General features: G+C 73.1%; 22 protein-coding genes and 1 pseudogene. 11 read left to right on the top strand and 12 right to left on the bottom strand.

Annotated features, from left to right (window positions below; all coding sequences use genetic code 11):
- Nucleotides 1-243: 243 nt before the first annotated feature.
- From ACWD1Z_RS13150 to ACWD1Z_RS13130, 5 genes are all read right to left on the bottom strand, one after another.
- Nucleotides 244-609, bottom strand: coding sequence for a hypothetical protein (locus tag ACWD1Z_RS13150; RefSeq protein ID WP_451118195.1), 366 nt, complete (start codon nucleotides 607-609; stop codon nucleotides 244-246).
- Nucleotides 610-971: 362 nt separating this feature from the next.
- Nucleotides 972-1,889: a MurR/RpiR family transcriptional regulator gene (locus ACWD1Z_RS13145; protein WP_451118193.1), complete on the bottom strand. Its 918-nt coding sequence runs from the start codon at nucleotides 1,887-1,889 to the stop codon at nucleotides 972-974.
- Nucleotides 1,890-2,031: 142 nt separating this feature from the next.
- Nucleotides 2,032-3,702 (bottom strand): phospholipid carrier-dependent glycosyltransferase, encoded by a 1,671-nt coding sequence (locus ACWD1Z_RS13140; RefSeq protein ID WP_451118191.1) that lies wholly within the window; start codon nucleotides 3,700-3,702, stop codon nucleotides 2,032-2,034.
- A gap of 495 nt (nucleotides 3,703-4,197) precedes the next feature.
- Entirely contained in the window at nucleotides 4,198-4,419 is a 222-nt protein-coding gene (locus ACWD1Z_RS13135; RefSeq protein ID WP_250071676.1) for a CarD family transcriptional regulator, read from the bottom strand.
- 140 nt (nucleotides 4,420-4,559) lie between these two features.
- Nucleotides 4,560-5,222, bottom strand: coding sequence for a nucleoside/nucleotide kinase family protein (locus ACWD1Z_RS13130; RefSeq protein ID WP_451118189.1), 663 nt, complete (start codon nucleotides 5,220-5,222; stop codon nucleotides 4,560-4,562).
- A 301-nt stretch (nucleotides 5,223-5,523) separates the two neighbouring features.
- Between ACWD1Z_RS13130 and ACWD1Z_RS13125 the strand changes: the two genes are divergently transcribed.
- The 3 genes from ACWD1Z_RS13125 to prcB all read left to right on the top strand — a co-directional run bounded on the left by ACWD1Z_RS13125 (nucleotide 5,524) and on the right by prcB (nucleotide 8,891).
- Entirely contained in the window at nucleotides 5,524-7,023 is a 1,500-nt protein-coding gene (locus tag ACWD1Z_RS13125) for a hypothetical protein (protein ID WP_451118187.1), read from the top strand.
- The gene (locus tag ACWD1Z_RS13120; protein WP_451118185.1) at nucleotides 7,020-7,964 is read left to right on the top strand and encodes a lysylphosphatidylglycerol synthase domain-containing protein; all 945 of its coding nucleotides are present in this window, start codon (nucleotides 7,020-7,022) and stop codon (nucleotides 7,962-7,964) included. The genes ACWD1Z_RS13125 and ACWD1Z_RS13120 overlap by 4 nt, the downstream gene beginning before the upstream one ends.
- A gap of 72 nt (nucleotides 7,965-8,036) precedes the next feature.
- Nucleotides 8,037-8,891, top strand: a complete 855-nt coding sequence (gene prcB, locus ACWD1Z_RS13115; protein WP_451118183.1) for a proteasome subunit beta — start codon at nucleotides 8,037-8,039, stop codon at nucleotides 8,889-8,891.
- Between the two features lie 2 nt (nucleotides 8,892-8,893).
- Here the strand turns inward: prcB and ACWD1Z_RS13110 are convergent, their stop codons facing one another.
- Together ACWD1Z_RS13110 and ACWD1Z_RS13105 are read right to left on the bottom strand one after the other, a co-directional pair.
- Nucleotides 8,894-9,856, bottom strand: coding sequence for a hypothetical protein (locus ACWD1Z_RS13110; protein ID WP_451118181.1), 963 nt, complete (start codon nucleotides 9,854-9,856; stop codon nucleotides 8,894-8,896).
- Between the two features lie 10 nt (nucleotides 9,857-9,866).
- Complete coding sequence (locus ACWD1Z_RS13105) at nucleotides 9,867-11,339, bottom strand: APC family permease (protein ID WP_451118180.1); 1,473 nt, start codon at nucleotides 11,337-11,339, stop codon at nucleotides 9,867-9,869.
- 319 nt (nucleotides 11,340-11,658) lie between these two features.
- Between ACWD1Z_RS13105 and ACWD1Z_RS13100 the strand changes: the two genes are divergently transcribed.
- The gene (locus ACWD1Z_RS13100) at nucleotides 11,659-12,165 is read left to right on the top strand and encodes a DUF5709 domain-containing protein (RefSeq protein ID WP_451118178.1); all 507 of its coding nucleotides are present in this window, start codon (nucleotides 11,659-11,661) and stop codon (nucleotides 12,163-12,165) included.
- A gap of 48 nt (nucleotides 12,166-12,213) precedes the next feature.
- Here ACWD1Z_RS13100 and sthA read toward each other — a convergent pair whose 3' ends face one another.
- Nucleotides 12,214-13,617, bottom strand: a complete 1,404-nt coding sequence (sthA, locus tag ACWD1Z_RS13095; RefSeq protein ID WP_451118176.1) for a Si-specific NAD(P)(+) transhydrogenase — start codon at nucleotides 13,615-13,617, stop codon at nucleotides 12,214-12,216.
- Nucleotides 13,618-13,973: 356 nt separating this feature from the next.
- Here sthA and ACWD1Z_RS13090 point away from each other — a divergent pair, with 356 nt between their 5' ends.
- On the top strand, nucleotides 13,974-14,228 hold the full coding sequence (locus ACWD1Z_RS13090; protein ID WP_451118174.1) for a molybdopterin-dependent oxidoreductase: 255 nt from the start codon (nucleotides 13,974-13,976) through the stop codon (nucleotides 14,226-14,228).
- Nucleotides 14,229-14,378: 150 nt separating this feature from the next.
- Here the strand turns inward: ACWD1Z_RS13090 and ACWD1Z_RS13085 are convergent, their stop codons facing one another.
- Nucleotides 14,379-14,582 (bottom strand): hypothetical protein, encoded by a 204-nt coding sequence (locus ACWD1Z_RS13085; protein WP_389417191.1) that lies wholly within the window; start codon nucleotides 14,580-14,582, stop codon nucleotides 14,379-14,381.
- 277 nt (nucleotides 14,583-14,859) lie between these two features.
- On the opposite strand from ACWD1Z_RS13085, the gene ACWD1Z_RS13080 reads away from it, so the two are divergent.
- On the top strand, nucleotides 14,860-15,417 hold the full coding sequence (locus ACWD1Z_RS13080) for a hypothetical protein (protein WP_451118172.1): 558 nt from the start codon (nucleotides 14,860-14,862) through the stop codon (nucleotides 15,415-15,417).
- 53 nt (nucleotides 15,418-15,470) lie between these two features.
- Here ACWD1Z_RS13080 and ACWD1Z_RS13075 read toward each other — a convergent pair whose 3' ends face one another.
- Nucleotides 15,471-16,403 (bottom strand): GNAT family N-acetyltransferase, encoded by a 933-nt coding sequence (locus ACWD1Z_RS13075; RefSeq protein WP_451118170.1) that lies wholly within the window; start codon nucleotides 16,401-16,403, stop codon nucleotides 15,471-15,473.
- A gap of 48 nt (nucleotides 16,404-16,451) precedes the next feature.
- Nucleotides 16,452-16,877, bottom strand: coding sequence for an OsmC family protein (locus ACWD1Z_RS13070; RefSeq protein ID WP_451118169.1), 426 nt, complete (start codon nucleotides 16,875-16,877; stop codon nucleotides 16,452-16,454).
- A gap of 211 nt (nucleotides 16,878-17,088) precedes the next feature.
- Here ACWD1Z_RS13070 and ACWD1Z_RS13065 point away from each other — a divergent pair, with 211 nt between their 5' ends.
- Nucleotides 17,089-17,997 carry a GNAT family N-acetyltransferase gene (locus ACWD1Z_RS13065; RefSeq protein ID WP_451118167.1) on the top strand — a complete coding sequence of 303 codons (909 nt, stop codon included), beginning with the start codon at nucleotides 17,089-17,091 and terminating at the stop codon, nucleotides 17,995-17,997.
- Nucleotides 17,998-18,056: 59 nt separating this feature from the next.
- Nucleotides 18,057-18,380, top strand: a complete 324-nt coding sequence (locus ACWD1Z_RS13060) for a hypothetical protein (RefSeq protein ID WP_451118165.1) — start codon at nucleotides 18,057-18,059, stop codon at nucleotides 18,378-18,380.
- Between the two features lie 10 nt (nucleotides 18,381-18,390).
- Here the strand turns inward: ACWD1Z_RS13060 and ACWD1Z_RS13055 are convergent, their stop codons facing one another.
- A complete protein-coding gene (locus ACWD1Z_RS13055; protein ID WP_451118164.1) occupies nucleotides 18,391-19,278 on the bottom strand; it encodes a Gfo/Idh/MocA family protein in 888 nt (295 codons plus the stop codon).
- A gap of 231 nt (nucleotides 19,279-19,509) precedes the next feature.
- Here ACWD1Z_RS13055 and bdeA point away from each other — a divergent pair, with 231 nt between their 5' ends.
- The 3 genes and pseudogenes from bdeA to ACWD1Z_RS13040 all read left to right on the top strand — a co-directional run bounded on the left by bdeA (nucleotide 19,510) and on the right by ACWD1Z_RS13040 (nucleotide 23,482).
- On the top strand, nucleotides 19,510-20,412 hold the full coding sequence (gene bdeA, locus ACWD1Z_RS13050) for a bis(hydroxyethyl) terephthalate hydrolase (protein ID WP_451118162.1): 903 nt from the start codon (nucleotides 19,510-19,512) through the stop codon (nucleotides 20,410-20,412).
- A 195-nt stretch (nucleotides 20,413-20,607) separates the two neighbouring features.
- Nucleotides 20,608-22,023 (top strand): annotated as a pseudogene (locus ACWD1Z_RS13045) (helix-turn-helix transcriptional regulator); the annotation flags it as partial.
- A gap of 181 nt (nucleotides 22,024-22,204) precedes the next feature.
- Entirely contained in the window at nucleotides 22,205-23,482 is a 1,278-nt protein-coding gene (locus tag ACWD1Z_RS13040; protein ID WP_451118160.1) for a PucR family transcriptional regulator, read from the top strand.
- Nucleotides 23,483-24,192: the final 710 nt, after the last annotated feature.

Below are 24,192 nucleotides of genomic sequence, written 5' to 3'. Positions count from 1 at the left end.
GCCGGCCCCCTCGAACGCCGGGCAAGGGGTACGGAAAACGGCGCGGCCCAAAGAGCGGCGGGCGTCAGCATGGGCAGCGGGCCCCGCGCACCCGGCGCCCGGCCCGCTCCGACCCGAAGGCCCTGCCGATGAACGGCTCCCGCATCCCGGGCCTGGTGCTGCCCGTCGTCTTCCTGCTGGCCGTCGTCGTGGGTGCCGTCTGGTACTGGCGGCACCGCCACGACGACTGACCGCGCCCGGACGTCAGCGCCGCTCGGCCAGGGCCTGGGAAACCGCCCGCACGCTGCGCGCGATGTGCTGCAGCTGCATGACCTCCGCCGCGTACAGCTTGATCGTGTGCTCGATGACCGACTCCGGCATGCCCAGGGCGGGAAGGTCGGCGCGCGCGGTCTGCAGCGCGGTGCGGGCGACCCGGATCTCCTGCTGGACCTGGAGCTGGGCATGGCGGGCGAGCAGCACGGGGTGGCGGATCAGCGCGGGGTAGCTGGCGTAGCGGGCCGGCACCAGTTCGCGCAGCCACTTGGCGGCCGAGCGCTCCCAGTCGTAGGTGCCGGGCATCTTGACCTGGCAGGGCCAGTCCGACGTGATCCGCGTGGTCATCAGGGTCATGGTGATCGCTTCCGGTGTGCGGCGTCGTGAGGGTGGTCCGACGAGGTCGGGGCGGCCCCGGCCTAGGGGATGACCGGGACCGCCCGGCCGAGCACCCTGGGCGCCGACGCGGGTAGGAGACGGCGGCTGCGGGTGCCCGTCGCGGAGCCCGCGGGGCTGACGGCGTGCGCACGGCGGATGGGGTGACGTGCGCGGAGCGGACCATCGGCTTGCCGCGGGCGGTGCGGCGTGGAGCAGTATTTATATATGCCGTCCGCTTTGCAAGACGTATGAAAACATTCATGCTCGAAAAGGGGTGGCTGCGGCCCCTGTGGCACGGTTTGGCGAGGGCCGTCGGGGAGGCCCGTGGGCCGTGGGCCCGGTCAGTCCCGGAGGAAGAACTGGTGCTGGTCGGAGATCTGCTCGTACTCCTCCAGCCGGGCCTGGGTGCGCTCCGGGTCGGCGTCGGTCATGGCCTGGAGCAGCGCGGCGGCCATCACGCCGGGCGCGGCGTAGGAGTCGAAGACGAGCCGTGATCCGGTGCCGGTGGCGAAGACGACGTCGGCCGCGTCGGCCACCGGGCCGAGCGCCAGGTCGGTGACGAGCGCGATCCGCAGCCCCGCGCTGCGCGCCACCCGCACGGCCGTGAGCGTCTCCTGCGCGTGCCGCGGCATCGAGAACGCCAGTACCCAGGTGCCGCCCGCCTCGCGCGACTGGAGCAGCGCGTCGTAGGCGACGCTGCCGCCCCGGGTCACCAGCCGGACGTCGGGGTGGATGCGGCGCGCCGCGTAGGCGAAGTACTCGGCGAGGGACGCCGAGATGCGCAGGCCCAGCAGGGTCAGCGGGGTCGAGCGGGACAGCTCGCGGCCGACCTCGATCACCTGGTCGGGGTTGCCGAAGTCGCGCCGCAGGTTCTCCAGGTTGTCGATCTCGGCGTCGACGGCCGCCTGGAGTTCGTTGCTGCCGTTCTCCTCGGCCGCGCCCCCGGCCAGGGCGCCGAGCGCGATCGACTGGAGCTTCTCCCGTAGCGCCGGGTAACCGCTGAAGCCGACCGCCCCGGCGAAGCGGGTGACCGAGGGCTGGCTGACCCCGACCCGCTCGGCGAGATCGGTGATCGACAAGAACGCGGCCTCGGTGATGTTCTCGATCAGGTACTGGGCGACGCGCCGCTGTCCCGGGGACAGATGAGGGCCGTCGAAGAGGGCTCTGAGCTGGGAAGTCGGGGATGCCTCCGCCTCTGCGCCGGTTTTCCCCGAGGTGATCGCGGATGCCTGTGCGCGTGCCTGCTGCGGCGATGGCACCGGTGCGCCTCCTTTGTCTTCCACAGTGCCTCAACATAGCTCACACACTGTGCTGGCCAGGAGGTTGGAAGCGGGCACCGGGGAAGCGGAAGGCGCATGCGGGGCGACGGATGCGCGGGACGAGCCGGATCGATCACCATGCTCATCGGCGGTAAATGGTGATCGAATGACCAACCGTGTCGATCGGACGACCGCTGCCGATCAACTCGGCGAGCCGGCCGGTCGCCTTGGCCACCGACGAGTCCGACACGACCAGCAGCCCGCGGACCTCCCGAGGGGGCACCGTCCGCGGATCGGTCGCCTCGATGCCGTAGTACGACGGCACACCGCTGCCCTTGTACACGAGCCAGATCCGCTCGCCCCGGTACCGCTCACGCAGCCGGTCCGCCAGCCGCCCCAGATCCTGCCCCCAGTCCACGGCGGCGTCGTGCAGCCGCAGATGCGTCTTGGCCGGCCCGCCGAACGCCTCATTGGAGTACGGCAGATAGTAGGGAAACGCCCGCAGCGAGCTGACCGCCACGAACACCACCGCGACCGCCGTCATCACCGCCGCGCGCACCCGCACCCGGCCGCTTCCCATCACCGGCACACAACCCGCCGCCACCGCCAGGAACATGGGCACGAACACGGCGTACCGCGTCCCGAAGTCCCGCGACCCCTGCATGGCCGCGGCCAGCAACACCGCCGTCGGCACGAGCAGATACGGCGCCGCGGGCCGCAACCGCCGTACCGCGACGACCGCCACCGCGCCCGCGGCCCACAACGCCAGCATGCCGAGCGGGGTCTTCACCAGCAGCGCGGCCGGCAGGTAGTACCAGAGCGAGCCGGTGTAGAGCCGCCCGAACAGGAACCCCTGCCACCGCTGGTTCTCGAAGGCGAACTGGATCCGCATCCCGTCCCGGTACGCCTCCGGGAACGGCAGCAGTTCGACGACCAGGCCCCGCAGCCCGTGCACGGCGGGCACGGGCTGCTCGGGCGCCCAGCGCAGCCGCGGATCGACCACCAGGTACGCGGCCCACACGACGGCCACCGCGGCCAGCAGCACGACCCCCGCGCCCCCCACGGCCCGCCCGAGCGCCACGCGCCGCCGCCGGGGCTCCGACGCCGCACCCCACACGGACACCGCCGCGAGAGCCGTCAGCACCGGTACCGCGGGCAGCGCGCTCATCTTCGTGGCCAGCGCCGCCCCGAGGGCCGCTCCGGCGAGGGGGAGGTACAGCCGTGGCCGCAGGCGCGCCCGCCACAGCAGCCACACCGACGTCAGCAGGAAGCCCGCCGCCGGTACGTCCAGCGTGGCCAGTGAGCCGTGGGCGATGAGGTCGGGGGAGAAGCAGTACAGGGCCAGCGCGGTCAGCGCTGCCGCCGCCCCCGCCAGTTCCCGGGCGAAGGCGAACACCACCAGCCCGAACAGCAGCGTCAGCACGATCACCGGCAGGCGCGCGAGCAGCATCAGCCGCCAGGGGTCGTTGCCCGACTCGTACAGCAGATGCCGCCCGACCTCACCCTGGTCGCCCTTGAAGGACGCGTCGTGGCGCGGGTCGGCGAGCGCCACCCCGGCCGCCACGACCAGCTTCCCCAGCGGGGGGTGTTCCGGGTTGAGACGCAGGCTGTGCTCGTGGAGGTAGACGGCGGCCGTGCCCACGTAGACCGGTTCGTCGATGGTCGGCGTCTGCCGCACGGCCGTCGTCACCATCGCGACGGCCATCTGGGCGAGCAGGACGGTCACCAGGAGCGGCACGAGCCAGGGCCGACGGGCCGTGGGCGGCGGCTCATGGGCCGCCGGGCGGGTCTCCAGGAGCTGGCGTGCCATCATCCGCCCACTGTGCATCAGCTCTCGCCGCCGGGTTGGTCACCGCGTCCGTGGAGGGATACGGCACGTGGCCGGTCGCGGTTCAGCTCGCCGAGCGATTTCTCGTCCGACGCGATGTTCCGTCCTTCCCGCCGGGGCCGTCATCGCCTCTGCGGGCCTGGGCCGTACGGGGGACTGCCTCGGCGCATATGAGAAGCCCCAGACCGTAGGGCCTGGGGCTGCCTCGTGGAGCGGGAGAACCGGTGGAGCTCAGGCTGCCTCGGTCCCCGCCCCGCGCATGCCCGGTTCGGGTGCCTGGGCATCCGTGAGCTGCGCGGTCTCGTCCTCCCCGAAGTCCGGGGACTGGAAGGGATTGGTCGTGGGAGGGGGCAGTGCTGCGGTGGAGCTGCGGGTCTGCCCTTCCAGCGAGGAGAACAGCGAGGTCAGGTCGATGAGAGGTCTCTCTTTCGGTACAGGTCCCCGGAGGGGCCTGGCGTGCCGTGTTGGTGCACGGCGGTCCTAGAGCTTGGTCATCTTGGAGTAGGGGCTCAAGATCCGCATTTGCGCGGAGCCGAAATCCACGAGGGCCGCGATTCCGTCCTCGATGCCGATCACCCGGCCGAGGCCGTAGACGTCGTGAGTGACCTGGTCACCCACGGCGAAGTGCTTGGGAGCCGGTGCCACCGGGGCCTTGAAAGGGCTGGTGGGCAGATGACGCTTCGGAGCAGCATGCTTTGTCATTGCTTCCCAGTATGTACCCAGGGCGGCCATCAGTTGTGTTGCAGTTTGGCTCACACGAGGCTCCGGCAGGTTGAAATGTCCGCATATGGGAGGTTTTGGATCGAAGGTTGGGACGCACGCCACCCCTCGCGCGGGGCGTCTCAGGCGTCCGCGTCCACCCTCGGCATCGCCTCGACCGGAACCACCAGATCCGCCCGGCCCCGGGTCCCCTCCACCAATTCGGCGTTCCGCTGGTCCGTCCGCAGCACCCAGGCCACCGCTTCCTGGTGGCTCTTGCCGAACTCCTCGTGGCGGGCGATCAGACGGCGCAGCCGTTCGTCCTCGTCCGGCTCGCAGAACCACACCTCGTCCAGCTGCGGACGTACCCGGGCCCAGGAGCCCGTGCCCAGCAGGAGGTAGTTGCCCTCGGTCACCACCAGGCGGGCCGTCGGCGGTACCGGGATCATGCCCGCGACCGGCTGTTCCAGGACCCGTTCGAACCCCGGGGCGTACACCACGTCCTCGTCCGTCTCCTCGCGCAGGCGCCGCAGCAGCGCCGCGTACCCCGCCGCGTCGAAGGTGTCGGGTGCGCCCTTGCGGTCGCGCAGGCCGAGCCGGTCCAGTTCGGCGTCGGCGAGGTGGAAGCCGTCCATGGGGACATGGGCGGCCCAGGGCGCCCCCGGGCCGTTCAGTTCCCGTACGAGGTGCTCGGCGAGCGTCGTCTTGCCCGATCCGGGGCTGCCCGCGATGCCGAGGATCGCGCGGTGGCCGCGGGACGTCAGCGAGCGGGCCCGGGCGAGGAGGTCGTCGAATGTCTGCGGCACGCGAGGAGTCTGCCATTCGCGGGTCACCGGACGCGGCCCGTCGCCGATGACTCGCGCCCGACGGGGCAGTAGCCATGGTGGAGGGGAAAGGAGGCGTGCCATGGGGCGTGAGGGGTGTCCGGGGCCGGGCCGTGAGAGGTGGCCGGGACCGGGCCGCGCACCTGGCCGAACCCGGCGCTGCGCTCCCGCCATCACGGCGTTAGTTTGTCCCTGTTTTCTCCGTTTCCCTGGCTGCCTGCTCCGGCCCGCCGGGCTGTGGGGTCGTAGCAGCCCTACGACGCGTAGCGGTAAGGGGTGGACGATGGCCCACGGCACCAACGCCCTGCTCGTCGGCAGGGGGCGACGCCACACGGCGGCCGTGTCCGGCAGGTCGCGGTGGATGCGCGGCACCGCCCTGCTCGCGGCCGTCTCCGGTGCCTTCACCGCCGCTCAACTCCTCCTCGTCCCGCCGTCCATGGGCCTCGGCTGGGACGAGGCGGTCTACGTCAGCCAGGTCGGCGACCAGGCCCCGCCCGCCTTCTTCAGCGCCCCCCGCGCCCGCGGCGTCTCCCTCCTGGTGGCCCCGATCGCCTCCTGGTCGTCGTCCACCGGCCTGCTGCGGGTGTATCTCGCCGTGCTCTCCGGCGCCGTCCTCTTCCTCGCCCTGCACGCCTGGCGAGGGCTCTTCCCGGCCCGCGTCCTGGCCGCCGCCGGCGCCCTGTTCGCCTCCCTGTGGGTGACCCTCTTCTACGCCCCCCAGGCCATGCCCAACCTCTGGGTCGCCCTCGGCGCCCTCCTCGCCGTCGGCTGCTTCCTGCGCGCCCGTGCCGCGGACCGCCCCGACCGGCGGGCCCTGTGGGGCGTGGCGGCCGGCGCCGCGCTCATGGCGGTGATGCGCCCGACCGACGCCGTCTGGGTCGCCCTCCCGCTGCTGGCCGCCGCCGCGGCCGTACGGCACTGGCGGCTCGGCCTCGTCACCGCCGCGGGCCTCGTGGCCGGTGCCCTCCCCTGGGTGGCCGAGGCGTACACGTCCTACGGCGGCCTGCGCGAGCGGCTGGCCGAGGCATCCCGGGTCCAGGGCGGCCTCGGGTGGCACTTCGCCGTCGACGACCAGATGCGCGGGCTGATCGGACGTACCCTGTGCCGGCCGTGCACCGGCTCCCTGCCCCACCCGGTGATCACCGCGTGGTGGTTCCTGCTGCCGCTGCTCGCCGTCCTCGGGCTGGTGATCGCCGTACGGGCCCGGCGCACCGCACGCACCCTGATCCCGCTCGCCTGCGCCGCCACCGCCGCCCTGCCGTACCTGTTCCTCATCGGGTACGCGGCTCCCCGCTTCCTGCTGCCCGCGTACGCCCTGCTGGCCGTCCCCGTCGCCGACGCCCTGCTGCACCTGGTCACCGCGCCGGACGGGCGATGGCGGCCGGTCGCCGTGTCCCTGCTCGCCGTCGGCCTCGCCGGGCATCTCGCGGTGCAGTACGTCGTCCTGGACCGCACCGCCGACCGCACCGCCGCCGACCGCCGCGCCTGGGCCAGGACCGCCGACGCGCTGCACGGCCTGGGCGTGCGCCCGCCCTGTCTGCTCACCGGGCACGAGGCGATCCCGCTCGCCTACTACGCCGGCTGCTCCTCCGGCGCGATCCGCGGCAACAACGCCAACACCACCACCGCGCAGATCCTGGCCACCGCACGCCGGGAACCGGTCGCCGTCCTCAGCGTGCCCGGCGGCCGGCCGCCCGCCTACGCCCGCGGCTGGCAGCTGCACCGGCTCGACGCGGTGGACGTCCGGATCGCGCCCTCGCCGCGCGCGGGCGGCACCGCATGACCCCCGAGCCCCTGCCCGCCGTCCCCACCCGCAGACGGGCCGCCTACGGGCACACCGCGCTCAGCCTCACCGTCCTCGTCGTCGCGATCTGGCTCGCCCGGCGGCACTGGCCGGTCCTGGAGACCGGAGCGGTGCGGCTCGCCGTGGCCGACCAGGGCTGGCTGCTGGTGGCCGGGACCGCCGCGATCGGCACCTGGCTGTGCGCCGCCCTCGCCCAGCAGGGCGCCGTGCCCGAGCGGCTGCCCCCGGGGCGGCTCGTCGCCGCGCAGTTCGCCGCCTCGGCCGCCAACCACGTGCTGCCCGCCGGACTCGGCGCGGGCGCGGTCAACCTGCGCTTCCTCATGCGCCGCGGACTGCCGGCCGCCCGCGCGGCCACCGGCGTGGCCGTCAAGGGCGCCGCCGGCGTGATCGTCCGGGCCGTCCTGATCGCCTCGCTCACCGTGGCCTGCCCGGGCGTGCTGCGGGCTCCGGAGGTCTCCCCGGCCGTCCTCGCCGCGGCGGCCGGCGCCCTCGGCGTCGTCGCGCTGCTGGCCGGGCCGCTGCGCCGACGCCGCCGGCGCCTCCTCGGCCCGGCCCTCGCCGACATCAGGGCCGTGCACGCCCGGCCCCAGCGGGCGGCGGCGCTGTGGGGCGGCTCGCTCGCCTTCGCCGTACTGCACTGCGTGGTGCTGATCTCCGTCACCCAGGCCGTCGACCTGCAACAGCCGCCGCTGCGAGTGGCGTTGCTCTACCTCGCCGCCAGCAGCGCGGCCGTCCTGCTGCCCACGCCCGGCGGCCTCGGCTCCCTCGACGCCGCCCTCGCCCTCGCCCTCACCGCGGCCGGGGCGCCCGCGGCCGGGGCAGCCTCCGCCGTCCTCGGATACCGGCTGCTGACCATGTGGCTGCCGCTGCTGCCGGGACTGCTGGTGCTCGGGGTGCTGATCCGGCGCAAGGCCCTGTGACCCGCACGGAGTTTCCGGTGCGGGAGGTTCAGGTAGGACTCCCGTTGTCGGCGGCGGACGAGGGGGAGACGGATGACGCAGGGCGAGTACGGCGGGGGACTGGGTGAGGAGTTCTTCACCCCGGGGTCGTCCTCCTTCACGGAGTTCCTCGCGGCCCACCGCCCGGAGCTGCTGATCACCCGCCGGGTCCTGCCGGACGGCGTCCGGACCGCACCCGGCCAGGTGCCGCACGGCACCACCGTGCTGGCCCTCGCCTACCGCGACGGCGTGCTGATCGCCGGGGACCGGCGGGCCACCATGGGCAACCTCATCGCCCAGCGCGACCTGGAGAAGGTGCATCCGGCGGACGATCTCAGCGCCGTCGCCTTCGCCGGGACCGTCGGTCTCGCGCTCGACATGGTCAAGCTCTACCAGGTGGAGCTCACCCACTTCGAGAAGATCGAGGGCACCCCGATGACCCTCAACGCCAAGGCGCGCCGCCTGGCGGGCATGATCCGCGAGAACCTCGGACAGGCCATGCAGGGACTGGCCGTCGTCCCCCTCCTCACCGGCTACGACCCGTCGAAGCCGGAAGGAGAGCGCGGGCGCATCTTCAGCTTCGACATCGCCGGAGGACTGTACGAGAAGCGGGACTTCCACGCCGAGGGGTCCGGGTCCCCTTACGCGCGGGGCGCGTTGAAGAAGCTGTTCCACCGGGGCATGTCCCGCCGCGAGGCGTCCCTGGCGGCGCTCCACGCCCTGTACGACGCGGCAGACGACGACTCCGCGACCGGCGGCCCGGACCTCAACCGCCGTATCTACCCCATCGTTTCGGTCATCACGGAGGACGGCTTCGAGCGGCTGGGCGAGTCCGAGACGGAGGAGCTGAGCCGTGAGATGGTCGAGCAGCGCACCAGCCGCCCCGGCGGGCCGACCGGCACCGCCTGAGGTCAGTCCTTCGGCGTCATTTCCTTGTGCCATTTGGTCAGTTGCCTGACCGGGTCACCGGTGTACGACCACGGGGTGCGGGTCGCCCGCCGCCCCGCCATCCGCAGCAGCGCGCCGCCCATGTCGGGCAGCCCCGCGAGACAGGCGGCATGGGCGAGGCAGTGCAGGTCGCGCAGTTCACCGGGGACGACCGCTGCCGAGGTGCGGCGGCCCATGATCCAGCGTTCCCAGGTGCGCCGTACGTCGCCGACCGCGCCGTCGTGGTCCCAGTGCTGGCCGAGGCCCATGGCGGCGGACTGGCCGTGGGCGGTGTCCAGGGCGTGGCGGTACTCCTCGACGCGGGCGTACTGGACCAGGACCGGCAGCGGGCAGCCCGGCGAGGCCGCACCGGCGGCGTCGCGCGCGAAGTCGTACATCAGGCCGTGCGTGCCGTGCCAGCGCGCCGAGTAGTAGTGCAGCACCTGAAGGTGCCCCTCCACGCTGTACGGGTCGCGCCGGTGCAACTCGTCCCACCAGAGCGCCAGTTCCCGCCGCCCCACCCCGGACGGGTACAGACGCGCCACCGAGATCAGCGAGATCCACGGCGTGGGATCCTCCGGGTACGCCTCGGCGGCCCGCAGACACGCCCGTACGGCCAGGTCGATGCGGTGCTGGTCGATGGGGACGCCCCGGCCCGCGGCGATGGCCACGGTGAACGCCCGGGCCGTCTCGGTGGCCGCCCGCAGCACCAGCGCGTCGGCGCTGTCCGGCTCGGCCGCCAGCCAGGACTCCATCGCCGAACTGTCCGCGCAGGCCTGCGCCAGGGTGCGCACCCGGTGGCCCCGGGAGAGCCAGTCGGGTCCGGTGGTCCGCAGCAGGTCGCGCAGCCCCTGCCAGCGTCCGATGACGATGTCCTGGCGGGCGGCGGTCAGGGGCGCGTCCCCGCAGGCGGGGTCGAAGTCGAAGGTGAACCGGTCTCGCGCCATCACGGGCCCCTCAGAAGTCGGTGGGCAGGCCCTCGTGGACGCGGTCATGCTCGGGCGGGCGGCCCGCGGGAACGTAGTCGGACGCGATCGTGTGGGAGGCGTCGAGCTTCGCGGGCCGGTAGTAGTCGCTGCCCCGGCGCCAGTACCAGAGCATCGGGACCAGTCCGGCCGCCAGCCCGCCGATGCCGATCGCGATCGCGGCGGGGGACAGTTCGGCGAGGGACTCCAGGAACACCCAGAACATGAACAGGGCGCCGAACAGCGGCCACACCCCGCCGAAGACGAAGTTGGCCGGGGACTTCAGCAGCATCTTGCGGTACGCGACCACCACCGCGATGCCGGTCAGGCCGTAGTAGACGGCGATCTGCAGACCGATCGCCGAGATCGCGTCGGAGAGGATCTCACCGACCGAGCCGAGCGCGTTGGAGGCGACGAACATCGCCAGCGCCACCGCGCCCACCACGGCGACGGCCACCCAGGGCGTGTTCCACGTGGGGTGCACCTTGCCCAGCGCGGCGGGCATCGTGCGGTCGCGGCCCATCGCGAACAGTGAGCGGGTGACCTGGATGAGCGTGGTCTCCAGGGTGGCGACCGTGGACAGCATCACCGCGACGATCAGCAGCCGGCCGCCCCAGCCCGGCCAGATCTCCTCGCCGAGGACGGCCAGCACGTTGGCCTCGTCGGACCGGATCCGGTCCGAGGAGAGGACGACGTTCACCGCGATCGTGAACACCTCGAACAGCAGGAAGACCACCCCGAGCCCGATCAGGCCGGCGAATCCGGCCGTACGACGGCTGTTGCGGGTCTCCTCGCTGAGGTTGCTGGTGACGTCCCAGCCCCAGTAGTAGAACGCGGCGATCAGCGCGCCCGAGGCGAAGCCCGACACGCCGTCGAAGTGGCCGAGGCCGAGCCAGGACCAGTCGAAGGCGCGGGCGTTGCCGGTGTGGAGGACGGCGAGCACCGCGAACAGGGCGAGCAGGGCGAGTTCGACGCCGGACATGATGAGCTGCGCGCGGACGGTGAGCCGGGCGCCGCCCAGCACCACCAGCAGCATCAGCAGGAACCAGCCCGCGCCCACCACCGTGGACAGCGCGGTGTTCGCGGCGAGTTCGGCGTCGAACAGGGCGAGCGTCATCGACCCGGCGGGCAGCGAACCGGCCACCATGAAGATGGTCGCCGACACCACCAGCGCCCAGCCGCTGAGAAATCCCAGGAAGGGATGGAGAGTTCGCCCCACCCAGGAGTAACTGGCGCCCGCGTTCACATCGATGCGCCCCAGGTAGCTGAAGGCCAGCGCGATGCCGAGCATGGGGATCGCGCAGTACAGCAGCGCGGCCGGACTGGCCGTCCCCACCGCACCGACCAGGACCGCGGTGGTCGCGGCGAGCGAGTACGCCGGAGCGCTGCCCGCGACGGCCATCACCACCGTGTCGAACGTACCGAGGGCCCCTGGCTGGAGTCCTCTGCCCCTGTTGTTGCTCATGGCCTGTGCTGCTTTCCGTCGTGCACGCCGCCGGGACGGCGACGGGCCCGGACGGCGTATGTGGGGGTGTGGGGGGACGCACCCGCCCCGGCCGGACGAGGACGACCTCGGCCGCGGGGCGGCGAAAACCAGCGAGCGGTGGCGCTCGTGCAGCCGCAGAGTCGGCAGACGATCACACCGTGTGCAAGTGATGAGTGATGATAGCCGTCCCCGCCGACCGCCCAGGACACGCCTGGTGGTTGGCTCGCGCGGAACGGGAAACGCGACAGGAGAGCACTGGAGAGGAACCAGCGCACACGAGGGAACCCAGGAGGTACGCATGGGCACCGACCGCAGCACCCCCGAGCCGATGGCGGACGACGCCTACCAGCCCACCGGCGGCAACGAGGAGCAGGAGGACGCCGCGCCCCTGGACCTGCAGAACGCGGTGGACGAGCGGACCTACGACGACACCCTCGACGAGGGCTACTCGCCGCCGGAGAAGCCCCTCGGCGTCACCGCGCACGGGACCACCGCGGCCGAGCAGCAGGAGGGCGAGAGCCTCGACGACCGGCTCGCCCGGGAGGTGCCCGACGTGTCCCCGCCGGTCGGTGACGGCGTGGGCGACACGCCCGACGGCGAGGGTGAGCCCGTCGACCCCGAGGCTGGCGGCGAACGGGCCGGCCGGCTGGTCGCCCCCGACGAGGGGGCGCACGGCGTCGCCACCAAGGAGGAGGTGGCCTTCGACCGGGGCGTGGACGGCGGAGCCGCTGGCGCCGAGGAGGCCGCCATGCACATCGTCGAGGACGACACCCTGCTGCCGGACGAGGAGGACGGGACCACCTGACGGGACGGACGGTCCCGTCAGGCGGACGCGGGGCCCGGCGCCCCGCGGCTACTCGCCCATTTGGTCGACGTGCCGGAGCCGGTTGGTCGCGTCGAGGGCGGCGACCTTGTAGGACTCGGCGAGCGTCGGGTAGTTGAACACCGCGTCGACCAGATAGTCGACGGTGCCCCCGCAGCCCATCACCGACTGGCCGATGTGGATCAGCTCGGTCGCCCCGGAGCCGAAGCAGTGCACGCCGAGCAGCGTGCGGTCCTCGGGGGAGACCAGCAGCTTCAGCATGCCGTGCGAGTCGCCGATGATCTGCCCGCGGGCCAGCTCGCGGTAGCGGGAGATGCCCACCTCGAACGGCACCCGGTCCTCGGTGAGCCGGTCCTCGGTACGGCCCACGAAGCTGATCTCCGGGATGGTGTAGATGCCGATCGGCTGCAGGTGGTGCATCCGGCCGACCGGCTCACCGAAGGCGTGGTACGCGGCGCTGCGGCCCTGCTCCATCGAGGTCGCCGCGAGGGCCGGGAAGCCGATCACGTCGCCGACGGCGTAGATGTGCGGCACCTCGGTGCGGTAGTGCTCGTCGACCGTGATCCGGCCGCGCGGATCGGCCGAGAGGCCGGCCTTGTCGAGGTCGAGTTCGTCGGTGAGGCCCTGCCGGCCCGCGGAGTACATCACCGCGTCGGCGGGGATCTTCTTGCCGCTCTCCAGGACGGTGAGCGTGCCGCGGGGGTGCCGCTCCACCGCGGCGACCGTCTCCCCGAACCGGAACGTCACCGCCAGGTCCCGCAGGTGGTACTTGAGCGACTCCACGATCTCGACGTCGCACATGTCGAGCATCCCGGCGCGCTTCTCCACCACGGTGATCTTGCTGCCGAGGGCGGCGAACATGGAGGCGTACTCCATGCCGATGACCCCCGCGCCGACGATCACCATCGAGCGTGGCACCCGTTCCAGGGCGAGAACATTGTCCGAGTCCATGATCGTGCGCCCGTCGAACTCGACGCTGGCGGGCCGGGCGGGCCGGGTGCCGGTGGCGATCACGATGTGCTCGGCGCTGAGCAGGCGTTCCTGCCCGGTCACCTCGCGCAGGGCGACCGTGTGATCGTCGACGAACCGGCCCGTGCCGGCGAACAGGGCGACCTGGTTGCGGGACAGCTGGCTGCGGATGACGTCGACCTCGCGGCCCACCACGTGCTGGGTGCGCGAGATCAGGTCGGAGACGGTGATGTCCTCCTTCAGGCGGTAACTCTGGCCGTACAGATCGCGCTGGGTGAGGCCGGTGAGGTACAGCACCGCCTCGCGCAAGGTCTTGGAGGGGATGGTTCCGGTGTGGATGGAGACCCCACCGACCATGTCGGGGCGGTCGATGACGGCCACCCGGCGGCCCAGCTTGGCCGCGGCGATGGCGGCCTTCTGGCCGCCCGGACCGGATCCGAGGACGAGCATGTCGAAGTCGGGCACCCTTGGGAGTCTGGCAGCCGCAAGACCGTTTCCGAAAGGGCGGACGGCGAACACGCCACCGGAGCAGGGAGGTTGGCCGCGCGCCCGGCCCCGGCGAGCCGGGGCGCCCCGGCGGCGGGACGAGGGCCCCCTGGGTGCCCGACTCGGTGCCGTGAGCGCGCCCGCCCGGCCGGCCGGGACGGCCGAGTGGACCGGGGTGCCGCTGCGGCTGCTGCCGGCCGAGGCCGGAGTCGGGACCGGTGCCGGTGCCGGTGCCGTCGAGGGGGTGTTCACCGGCGTCGAGCACGGAGTCGAGCGCGGGGTCGAGCAGGACTATCAGCGCGCCCTGCCCCTGGACGTGGGGGGTCCCGTACGCCATGAACGGGGCTCCGCTGCCCCCGCAGCACGGGTGGCCGCTGCGCCTGGTCGTGCCCGGCCGGTACGGCATGGCCCTCGTGAAGTGGCTGCGGGAGATCCGGGTCGTCGACGCCCCGTTCACCGGGTTCCAACAGAGCGTGGTCCGGCTGGGGGCCGGTACGCGGGTCGAGGTCGCTCGCGGACGACGGGTGCGGCCCGCAGGAGGCCGGACCGGAGATCGTCGCTGGGCGTGGCGGCGCCGGCGGTGCGCCTGACCGCGACGCCGGGCGAGTAGTACGTCCTCGGCGCGCGGGCCACCGACGCCGAGGGGCGCCCAGCCGCTGCGGCAGCCGTGGAACCGTGGCGGGTTCGCGGGTCCGGGCGGTGCCCGGACCCGGCTGGGCTTTTCCGAGGTCTGCGTTCGCTCAGGGGAGGATCTTGTCGAGGGCCGCGGGTCCTTCCGCCGCCAGCTTCCGCTTGGCCCATTCCAGATTGTGCGGGGTGATGTCCTTGCCCGAGGCAAGGACCAGGTCCTCCGGCGACACTTCGGTGCCGGTGCGGGTGTGGAGCAGGGCGTCCGGGGTGGTGCGGTCCTCGGACGGCCCGGACGCGGGCTGTGACGTCGGCATGATCTGCTCCTCGGGTCCGGATCACTCGGTGCGGTTCCCGGCGCTCGCGCGCAAGGGGTCCGCTATCACCATTCAACGCCTTGGCGCGCCGTGCATCCGGAGGAGCCGTCGACCGGGACCGGACGTAGTGATCGGAGCGGGGTGCTATGCGGGTAGAGCGGCTCCCGGCACGCGGCCGGCGTCAGCCGGAACCTGCACCGAGGGCCGCTCAAGGAGGTAGGGTCGCGATCTTCGGCGGGCGGAAGCCACCGGAGTCCCCCTGAGGCTGCCGACGACCATGACCCTCGACGACGCACGGCTCCGACTCGACCGAGCCCTGGACGACCTGACCCACACCTTCCGCGGCATGACGGCCCGGAGCGACGAGACACAGTGCACCTGCCACTGGGGCAGCGACGACGAACTCGCCCTCCTGAAGACCCCCGGCAGGGAGCTCGACCCGGACCTGTTGCGCCGCACCTGGGACGCCCCCGACTGGAGTGACCACGGGGCGGTCCTGCGCCGCATCCTGCCGCAGTTCGCCAGGGAGCTGGTCGCCGGCCGGATCGAGCCGATGTTCGGCATGTACGAGGTCGGCCGCTCCTTCGCACGGGGCCACTGGCAGCTGGGGGACGAGCTGCCCTGGCAGACCTGGGACGATGAGGACACGCTGCGCGCCGAACTCATCGCCTGGCTGGTGCGGTACGCCCCCGACCGCCTGCGCTCCCTGGACGGCACCGACGAACTCCTGCACCGCGTAAGGCTGCTGGGGCTCGCCGGTCCCGCTCGCTGGGGCTCGCTGGGAGGACCCGCACTATCCCGTCCGGGTCTATTGAGAGGTCAGCGGGTCTACTGACAGGTCAGCGGGTCTATTGAGAGGTCAGCGGGTCTACTGACAGGTCAGCGGGTCTATTGAGAGGTCAGGACCGTCTCCCACGTGTCCACCGCGTAGTGCACCGTCATCCCGTGGCGGGCGTACAGGCCGGGCGCCCCCGTGGTGTTGCCGGTGTCCACGCCGAGTCCCACCGTGTCCCGGCCGCGGGCGGCGAACGCGGCGAACGCGTGGCGCAGGAGCAGGCCGCCGAGGCCACGGGCGCGGGCCTCGCGCAGGACGCCGATGCCGCGGATCCAGCCCATGGCCTCACGGTCGTCGCGGGCCAGCAGGAAACCGGCATCCCCGTGCTCCTCGGTGCTCGCGATCCACACCAGGGACCAGTCGAGCCCTTCGGCGTCCACGTCGTGCAGCCACTGCTCGTAGGCGCGGGGGTGGAAGTCGAAGTGGTCGGCGAAGGTGGCCTGGTAGAGGGCGTGGACGCGCCTGCGGTCCGCCTCGTCGGCGCAGGCCCGCAACCGTACTCCGGGCGGCGGCTGCGGGGTGCGGTCCTCGGCGGGATCCACCGGGCGGCGCAGCACGTGATGGCGCCGTACGACGGACCAGCCGCGCTTCTCGATCAGCGCGGTGTCCAGGGTGGGCTCGATGTTGAGGTGGAGATGGACCACGGCCCGCTCCGCGCCGTTCTCCCGGGCCTTGGCCGGCGCCCTGGCCTCCATCGCCTCGAACAGCCGCTGCCCGGCCTCCTGGTGGTCGGGCAGCACGTAGTGGTCGATGTCGATGCGGTCGCCGCCCGACTCGTCCCACAGCAGCCCGTAGGCCACCAACCGGCCCTCGTGGAAGGCCAGCCAGGAGTTCCGCGAGAGATCGGCCTCGGAATGCCGGAGATCCGCCTCGACGGTGTGCTGGTCGGTCTCGGGGCGGCCGATCTCGATCAGGTCGACCTGGTTCAGCAGCTCGGTGATGGCGGGCGCGTCGGTGAGGCCGGCCGGTCGTACGACATAGGGCATGCGGAAAGGGTCGGGGGCGAGTCGGGCCACCGCAACGGGATTTCCCGGTCAGGCGTCCTCGACCCTGGCGGTGACCGGCGTACCCGCCTCGATGGTGCGGCTGACCGTGCAGAGCCGGTCGTGGGAGGTCTTCACCGCCCGGGGGAGGATCGCGCGTGCGCGGTCGCCGCCCGCGCCGGCGGGGAAGGCGACGGAGAAGGTGACCTCCAGGTCGGTCAGCCGGTTGCCCCGGTCGTCGCTGACCTTGTGGCCGGTCACCGTGACCGTGAACCGGTCGGGCTCCGCGTGCCGGGTGGTGGCGACGTCGACGTCGGCCATGGTGCAGCCGCCGATCGCGGCGAGCAGCAGCTCCACCGGGGTGAAGCCGGCGCCCTCGGTGCCGAACTCGACGGTGCCGCCACGGGCGTTGACGGCGGTGAAGTGGCCGGTGGCGGTCCGCTCGACGGTGACGGAGCGCAGGGAGTTGTCGGTCATGCCGCAGACCCTAATCGCGCCCGGTCCCCGAAAGGTGTGGACGCACCCGTGGAAGACCCCCTACGGTGTGATCATCACGCCTTGAGACGACGGAAGGAGGCGAGTGCCGTGCAGTTCACCTACTCCAGCGCTCCCCTCACCGCTGTCCCGGCGTGCTTCGTGTGATCCGACCGGGAGCGCTCTTCGCAGCCTGTATCCCGGAGGAATCCCCATGACCGATCTGGTCATCCGTACGCTCGACGAGAGCGACGCCCACCTGTTCGACGCCCTGCCCGACCCGCTGGGCGCGAGCGAGGCACACCGCACCACCGTGCACCGGCCCGACTGGAAGCGGGTGGCCCTGCGCGACGGCCGGGTCGTCGCGCGCGGCGCCTGGTGGGGTGGCCCCGACGACGCGGAGCCGATGCTCGTCAACTGGTTCGACGTGGCCGAGGGGGAGGAGGAGGCGGGCGCCGAACTCCTGCGCTCCGCCCCGTGGCAGGTCGAGCTGGAGCTCAACCTGCCCGCCGGCTGGCGGGAGGACCCGGCCGTGCGCCCCGCCGCCGACACCGCGTTCGCCGCCGCCCGCGCCGCCGGCTACGACCTCCTGGTCGAGCGGTACCTGTACCGGTGGACGCCGGAGTGCGGGCTGCCCGAGCGGCCCGGACGGCTCGTCTTCACCCCCGAGCCCGACGACGCCGTGTTCTTCGACGCGCTGCGCCGCATCCACTCGGCCACGCTGGACGCCCATGCCCTCAAGGCCATCAAGGAGGGCGGCCTCGATCAAGCCGCCCAGGAGGAACTGGACTTCTTCCGCTGGTGCCCCTCGCCGCGCGAGTGGTGGCAGATCGCGCGCACTGCGGAGGGCGAGCCCGTGGGCATCCACATCCCGGCCCGCAACCAGACCTCGCCCGTCATCGGCTTCATCGGCGTCCTGCCGGAACACCGCGGCCACGGCTACGCCTACGACCTGCTCGTGGAGTGCACGCACTTCCTGGTCGAGCAGGGCGCCGAGTTCATCAGCGGCGCCACCGACCAGGGGAACTTCCCGATGGCCGCGAACTTCACCAAGGCCGGCCACCCGGTGGTGCGGGAGCGGATCAACTTCCACATCCCCGGCGCGACCGCCCAGGCAAGCTGACTGTCAGTGCCGGATGACATGCTGATCCGGCACTGACAGTGACGGCGTACGGAGGCACGGTGGGATTCGACGGCACGGTGTGGCACATCCGCAGCGGTGACGAACCGGTGGGCGAGATCGCGATCGACGAGGCCGACTTCCCGTGGCTGTCGGGACGCTTCACCCCGGGTCCCGGCTATGCCTCCGTGCGTGACCTCTTCGCCCGCGAACTCGCCCTGGTGGCGCGGGTCGACGAGGACGTGGAGGAGTGGGAGGCGGCCTACGACGAGATCCGCAGACGCGTCTCCCTCTCCTCTCCCGACGGACCCGTGGCCGAGTTCCTGCTGCACATCGAGGGGGACCGGGCCTGGTTCCGGTGGAGCGACGAGCCGTTCGAGGAGTGAGGGGCCGGTCTCAGCCGCCGTCGTTCAGCAGGGCGTCGGCCTGCGCGAGGATCTCGGTCACGCGCAGGCCGAACGCCGCGTCGCACGGGTGCGGGCGCCCGGCGCGGGCGGCGGCGAGCAGGGCGTCGGTCGCCCGGACGAAGGCCGGTACCACCCCCCGCGTGCTCGCCGGAAGACGCGTCACCCCGGCCTCGCCGCGCAGTTCCACGGCCGCCCCGGAGGCCGCCGACGGCGCGGTCAGGCTCAGCGTCAGCGTGCTCGACGCGCCCCCGGCGTGGCCGAGGACCAGATGCGCGGTGTCACCGGGCCCGTGCGCGGCCGCGGTCACCTGCCGCACATCGCCCAGGACCGGCAGCAGTACGGACAGGGCATGCGGTCCTACGTCCCACAGGGCGCCCTTCTCCCGCCGCCACGGCGAGTTCGCGAACGGGCTGTCGCCACCGCTGAACACCGCGCCCAGCCACTGCGCGTGCGCCGTGAACCAGCCCTGCGCCGCGGCCTGTCGGGTGATCCACTCCTCGGTCTCCGACTGGAACCGGGTGGTGAAGAACACCACCGACGCGACCCCGGCCGCCTCGGCCGCCTCGACCACCGCCCGCCCCTGCCCGACCGTCGTCGCCAGCGGCTTGTCCAGCAGCAGATGGCACCCCGCCCGCGCGGCCCGCACCGCCAGCTCCGCCTGCACGGCCGGCGGCAGGGCGACGGCGACCGCGTCCACGTCGGCGAGGAGCGCGTCGACGTCGTCGTAGGCCCGGATGTCATGGCGGGCGGCGAGATCCTTCGCCGCGTCCGGGCGGCGGCCCCATACCCCGACGAAGTCCACCTCCGTGTGCTCGCCGAGCGCCGGGGCGTGGGCCAGCTGCGCCCACGGGCCGGTGCCGAGCAGTCCGATGCGCATACCGTCGCCTCTCCACGCTGCCGTCACGGTTGACGATCGAGCGTTTCACACCGACCCGGGCCCGGAGCAACCCGGCCCGCGCCCGGCACGGCCGGAACCGGGCGCACGAGACCGGTGAACTTGCCGGTCCCCGGCGCCGGGCCGGGCGCCCACAGTGGCACCGCCAGCCCAACGGCGGTCCCTGGCTACTCCCCAGCCAGCCGTCCGCCACGACAGAGAGGACCACCCCTCGTGCAGGTCCACCCCCACGTCCAGCCCCGCAGGACCGGAAGACTCGCCGCGGCCGCCACGGCACTCGCCGCGGTTCTCTCACTCGGCACCCTCGCCGGACCCGGCGCCCACGCGGCGGACAACCCCTACGAGCGCGGCCCCGCGCCGACCAACGCCAGCATCGAGGCGTCGCGCGGCCCGTACTCCGTCTCCCAGACGTCCGTCTCCTCCCTCAGCGTCACCGGGTTCGGCGGCGGCACGATCTACTACCCGACCAGTACCAGCGACGGCACCTTCGGCGCCGTGGCGATCTCGCCCGGCTTCACCGCCTACGAGTCCTCGATCGCCTGGCTGGGCCCGCGCCTGGCCTCGCAGGGCTTCGTGGTGTTCACCATCGACACCAACTCCACCGTCGACCAGCCCGACTCCCGGGGCCGCCAGCTCCTCGCCGCGCTCGACTACCTGACGCAGCGCAGCTCGGTGCGCGCTCGCGTCGACAGCACCCGGCTCGGCGTCATGGGCCACTCCATGGGCGGCGGCGGCAGCCTGGAAGCCGCCAAGACCCGTCCCTCGCTGCAGGCGGCGATCCCGCTGACGCCGTGGAACACCGACAAGACCTGGCCCGAGCTGACCACACCCACCCTCATCGTCGGTGCCGACGGCGACACGGTCGCTTCGGTCTCCAGCCACGCCGAGCCGTTCTACAACAGCCTGTCGTCCGGCCTGGACCGTGCCTACCTGGAGCTGAACAACGCCACGCACTTCACGCCCAACTCGTCGAACACGACGATCGCGAAGTACAGCATTTCCTGGCTCAAGCGGTTCATCGACAACGACACCCGCTACGAGCAGTTCCTCTGCCCGCTGCCGCGGCCGAGCCTGACCATCGAGGAGTACCGGGGCAACTGCCCGCACAACGGATGACCTTGTGCCCCCGCACGGCCGCCGCCCGGAAACTCTGGGCGGCGGCACAGTCCGTTCACCGCCCGTATCGCGCCGAACCGCAGGTCACACCGCCGATCCGGGCGGGAAGCGGAATCCGCGGACGGCTTCCGTCCGGCGTTACGCGCAAGTAACCTCGCGTGAATGACCGGTGACAGGAGCGTGCGGGCGACACAGCGCGGACGAGCCGAACTCGCCCGTGGAAGGGCGCAGTTGGCCGATGGGCCCGTCGATGACGCCCGGGAGACCCTGCTGGTGGCCGCGTCCTTGCTGGCGGCCGAGGAGCCGGAGCAGGCGGAGGCCGCGCGGCTGGCCGCCGTGGACGCGGCCTGGGCGGGCGGCGACGTGGCCGCCTGCCTGAAGGTCCTGGAGGAGCCGGCCGAGGCCGGTTCGGTCCTCGGCGACTACCGCGCCGGGATGCGGGCCCTGCTGGAGCTGCGCCCCGACCTGGCGGTGGGACCGCTGCGGCGCGTGATCGACCGCGAGGACGACCGGCCCGAGCACCAGCTGCGTTCCGCGACGGCCGCCCTGCTGCTCGGGGACGTCGTCGCCGCCCGCCGGGCCGGCGCCCGTGCCCTCGCCGTGGCCCGGGACTCCCCGTCCCTCCAGGCCCGGGCCCTGGAATACCTCGCCTACGCCGAACTGCGCGCCGGGCGGCACGCGCAGGCGCGCGCCCACGCGGAGGAAGGGGTGCGGACCGCTTACAGGGCCGGACGGCGCAACACCGCCGCGCACCACCAGGCCATGCTGGCGCTGGCCGCGTCGATCGTCGGCGAGACGGCCACCGTCGCGGGCCACGCCACGGCCGCGCTGGCCACCGCCCGCCGGCACGGCCTCGCCCAGGCGGCGACGCTGGCGGAGTGGGCGGTGGCCCGCAACGACCTGGGCTGCGGCCGTCCCCTCGACGCCGCCGACCGGCTCGGGCCGCTGGTGCTGCCCGGTGTGCGGCGCGGTCATTTCGCCGTCTGGATGCTCGCGGTGCCCTGTTTCGTGGAGGCGGCGGTGCTGGCCGGGCGGCCCGAGGACGCGCGGGCGGTCGTAGCGGATTTCGCCGCGTGGGCCGCGCTGGGGGCCGATCCGCACGCGCCCGCCCAGCTCGCCCGCTGCCGTGCGCTGCTGGCGCCCGGGGACGAGGCCGACGAGCTGTACCTGCGGGCGCTGGCCCTGCACGACGGCACCGGCGGTGACTTCGAGCGGGCCAGGACCGAGCTGCTGCACGGCCGGTGGCTACGGCGCCGGCGGCGGCTGCGGGAGGCGCGGCTGCGGCTCGGGGCAGCGCTGGTGGGGTTCGAGCGGTGCGGGGCGCGGGCCTGGGCGGAGCAGACGCGCGGGGAGCTGCGGGCCAACGGGGCCGCCGGGTGCGAGGCGGCGGGCGGCGGGCTGGCGCGGCTGACGCCGCAGCAGCTGCGGATCGCCCGCCATGTCGCCGAGGGCGCCACCAACCGGGAGGTCGCGCTCCGCCTCGCGGTCAGCACCCGGACGGTCGACTACCACTTGCGCAACGTCTTCGCCACCCTCGGCGTGCGGTCCCGGATGGAGCTCGCCCGCATGATCGATCAACAGGCCGGTGAGGGCCGACGTGCGGATCTGTGAGAGGTGGGCGGAAAAAGAGACGTGCACAACCCTAGGGACCGACCGGACGGTATGTCATCCTTCACGGCAGGACGAGTCGGGCGGCCGCCGCCGCCGTACGGGCGACGCGGGCGACCGGACACCGCAGAGTCTCCCGGCACGGGCGCACCGCCGGGAGTCCGAGGTTTGTGGGAGGACCGCGATGCATCCTGCCGTACGGACACGCGCGATGATCAGGACCGGGCCGGTGCCTGTTCCGCAGCCGCGGACCGGGCGGCGCGGCCGGTCATTGATCGACGCCGACGCGTTGCGTGTCCTGCACCGGGCCGCGCGCAGCCTGCTCGACGACCTGCCGGACCTCACCGAACACCTGGTGGGTCTGATCCAGGAGCAGGAGACCGCCTACCGGACCGCGCTGGAGTGCGACTACGCGGGCACCTGGCAGGAGGTGCACCGCTCGCTGCGGCACAGCGTGCTGTCGCTGCTCGACCCGCGCGGCAACCGGGACGCGGCACGCCGCTGCTCGTGGAAGATCGGCGTGCGCCGGGCCGAGCAGGGCGTGCCCCTGGACGCCCTGCTGCACGCGTTCCGGCTGGGCGGGTCCCTGGTGTGGCAGCGGCTGGTGGAGGAGACCTCCCGCACGGCACCCGAGGACGTACGGCTGCTCGTCCATGTCGCGACCGACATGTGGAACTTCGTCGACGAGCACTGCACCCTCGTCGCGGACGCCTACCGGCAGGCCGAGCGGCAACTGGCCTGGCGGCGCGAGAACCGGGTACGGCTGCTCGCGACCGCCCTCCTCGACGGCACCAGCCGCATCGCCGATCTGCCCGAGACCGCCGAGGGCCTGGGCCTGCCGGAACACGGCCGGTACGTCGTCGTCGCGGTCGCCGGCGGACGGGCTCCGGGACCCTCGGGCGCCCGCGCCTCCGCCGTCCCGCCGAGCACGCGCGTGCACTGGCACACAGGAGTGGAAGTGGACTACGGCATCGTCCTGGTCGGCGACGAGGATCCGGAGGGCGACGACGACCCGCTGGAGGGCCTGGAGCTGGCCCCGGGCAGCAAGGCCGGCGTCGGCAGCGTGGTCACCGGCCTGGCCGCCGTGGGTGACGCCCGGCGCCTCGCGGATCTCGCGCTGAGCATCTGCCCGCAGCAGGGCGGCACCATCCGGCTGACGGAACACCTTCCCGAGGCCCTGGTCGTCTCCTGCCCCGAACTCGGCGCGACCCTCGCCGACCAGGTCCTCGGCCCGGTGCTGCGCCTGGAACCCGCCGACCGGGACGTCCTGCTGGACACCCTGGCCGCCTGGCTGGCCTGCGACGGCTCCGCCCAGCGCGCCGGTGAACGCCTCTACTGCCACCGCAACACCGTCCTCAACCGCCTGCGCCGCTGCGAACAACTCACGGGCCGCTCCCTGGCCCGCCCCCTGGACGTGGTGGAAATCAGCCTCGCCCTGACGGCCCGCCGCCTGCTGCGCTGAAGGGGACACGACTCAGCGGCCGGGACCGACAGGGGCGGCGGGCCCGGCAGGTCCCGTGGGCTCGGCGGTCCGGCAGGTCCGGCAGGTCCGGCAGGTCCGGCAGGTCCGGCAGGTATGGCAGGTTCGGTGGCCTCGGCAGGCCCGGCGCGGTTCGGCAGGCCCGGCGGTTCGGTGGGTTCGGCAGGCCCGGCGGTTCGGTGGGTTCGGCAGGCCCGGCGGGTCCGGCGTTCGGCAGGTCCGGTGGTTCGGTGGGCCTGGCAGGCCTGGCAGTCGAAGCTGACGTCCGCGCGGGCCGGGCAGTCCGGCAGCCGAGGGAGACGTCCGCTCCGGGGTGGTGAGCCGGACGGCCGGGGAGGAGTCCGCTGCTCCGGCCCGGTAAGCCCGGAGGACGGGAGCAGACCGCTGCTCCGGCCTGTTGGGTCGGGCTGCGGGGGAATAGGCGTCTGCCCCAGCCCGGTAAGTCCGGCAGCCGGGAAGCAGGCCTCTGCCCCGGCCCGGTATGGGTCGGCCGGGGGACAGGCATCTGATCCGGCCCGGTGAGTCCGGAGCTGGGGAGCGGACCTCTGCTCCGCGCCTGGTATGGCGGGGAGCAGCCCCCAGCCCGGTAAGTCCGGCAGCCGGGAGCATGCCCCTGCTCCAGCCCGGTAAGTCCGGCAGGCCGGGGCAGGCCTCTGCTCCGGCGCGGTAAGACCGCCAGCCGGAGCAGACTT

The organism is Streptomyces sp. NPDC002784 (genome assembly GCF_053592135.1).
This window is presented reverse-complemented; position numbering and strand designations above follow the sequence as displayed.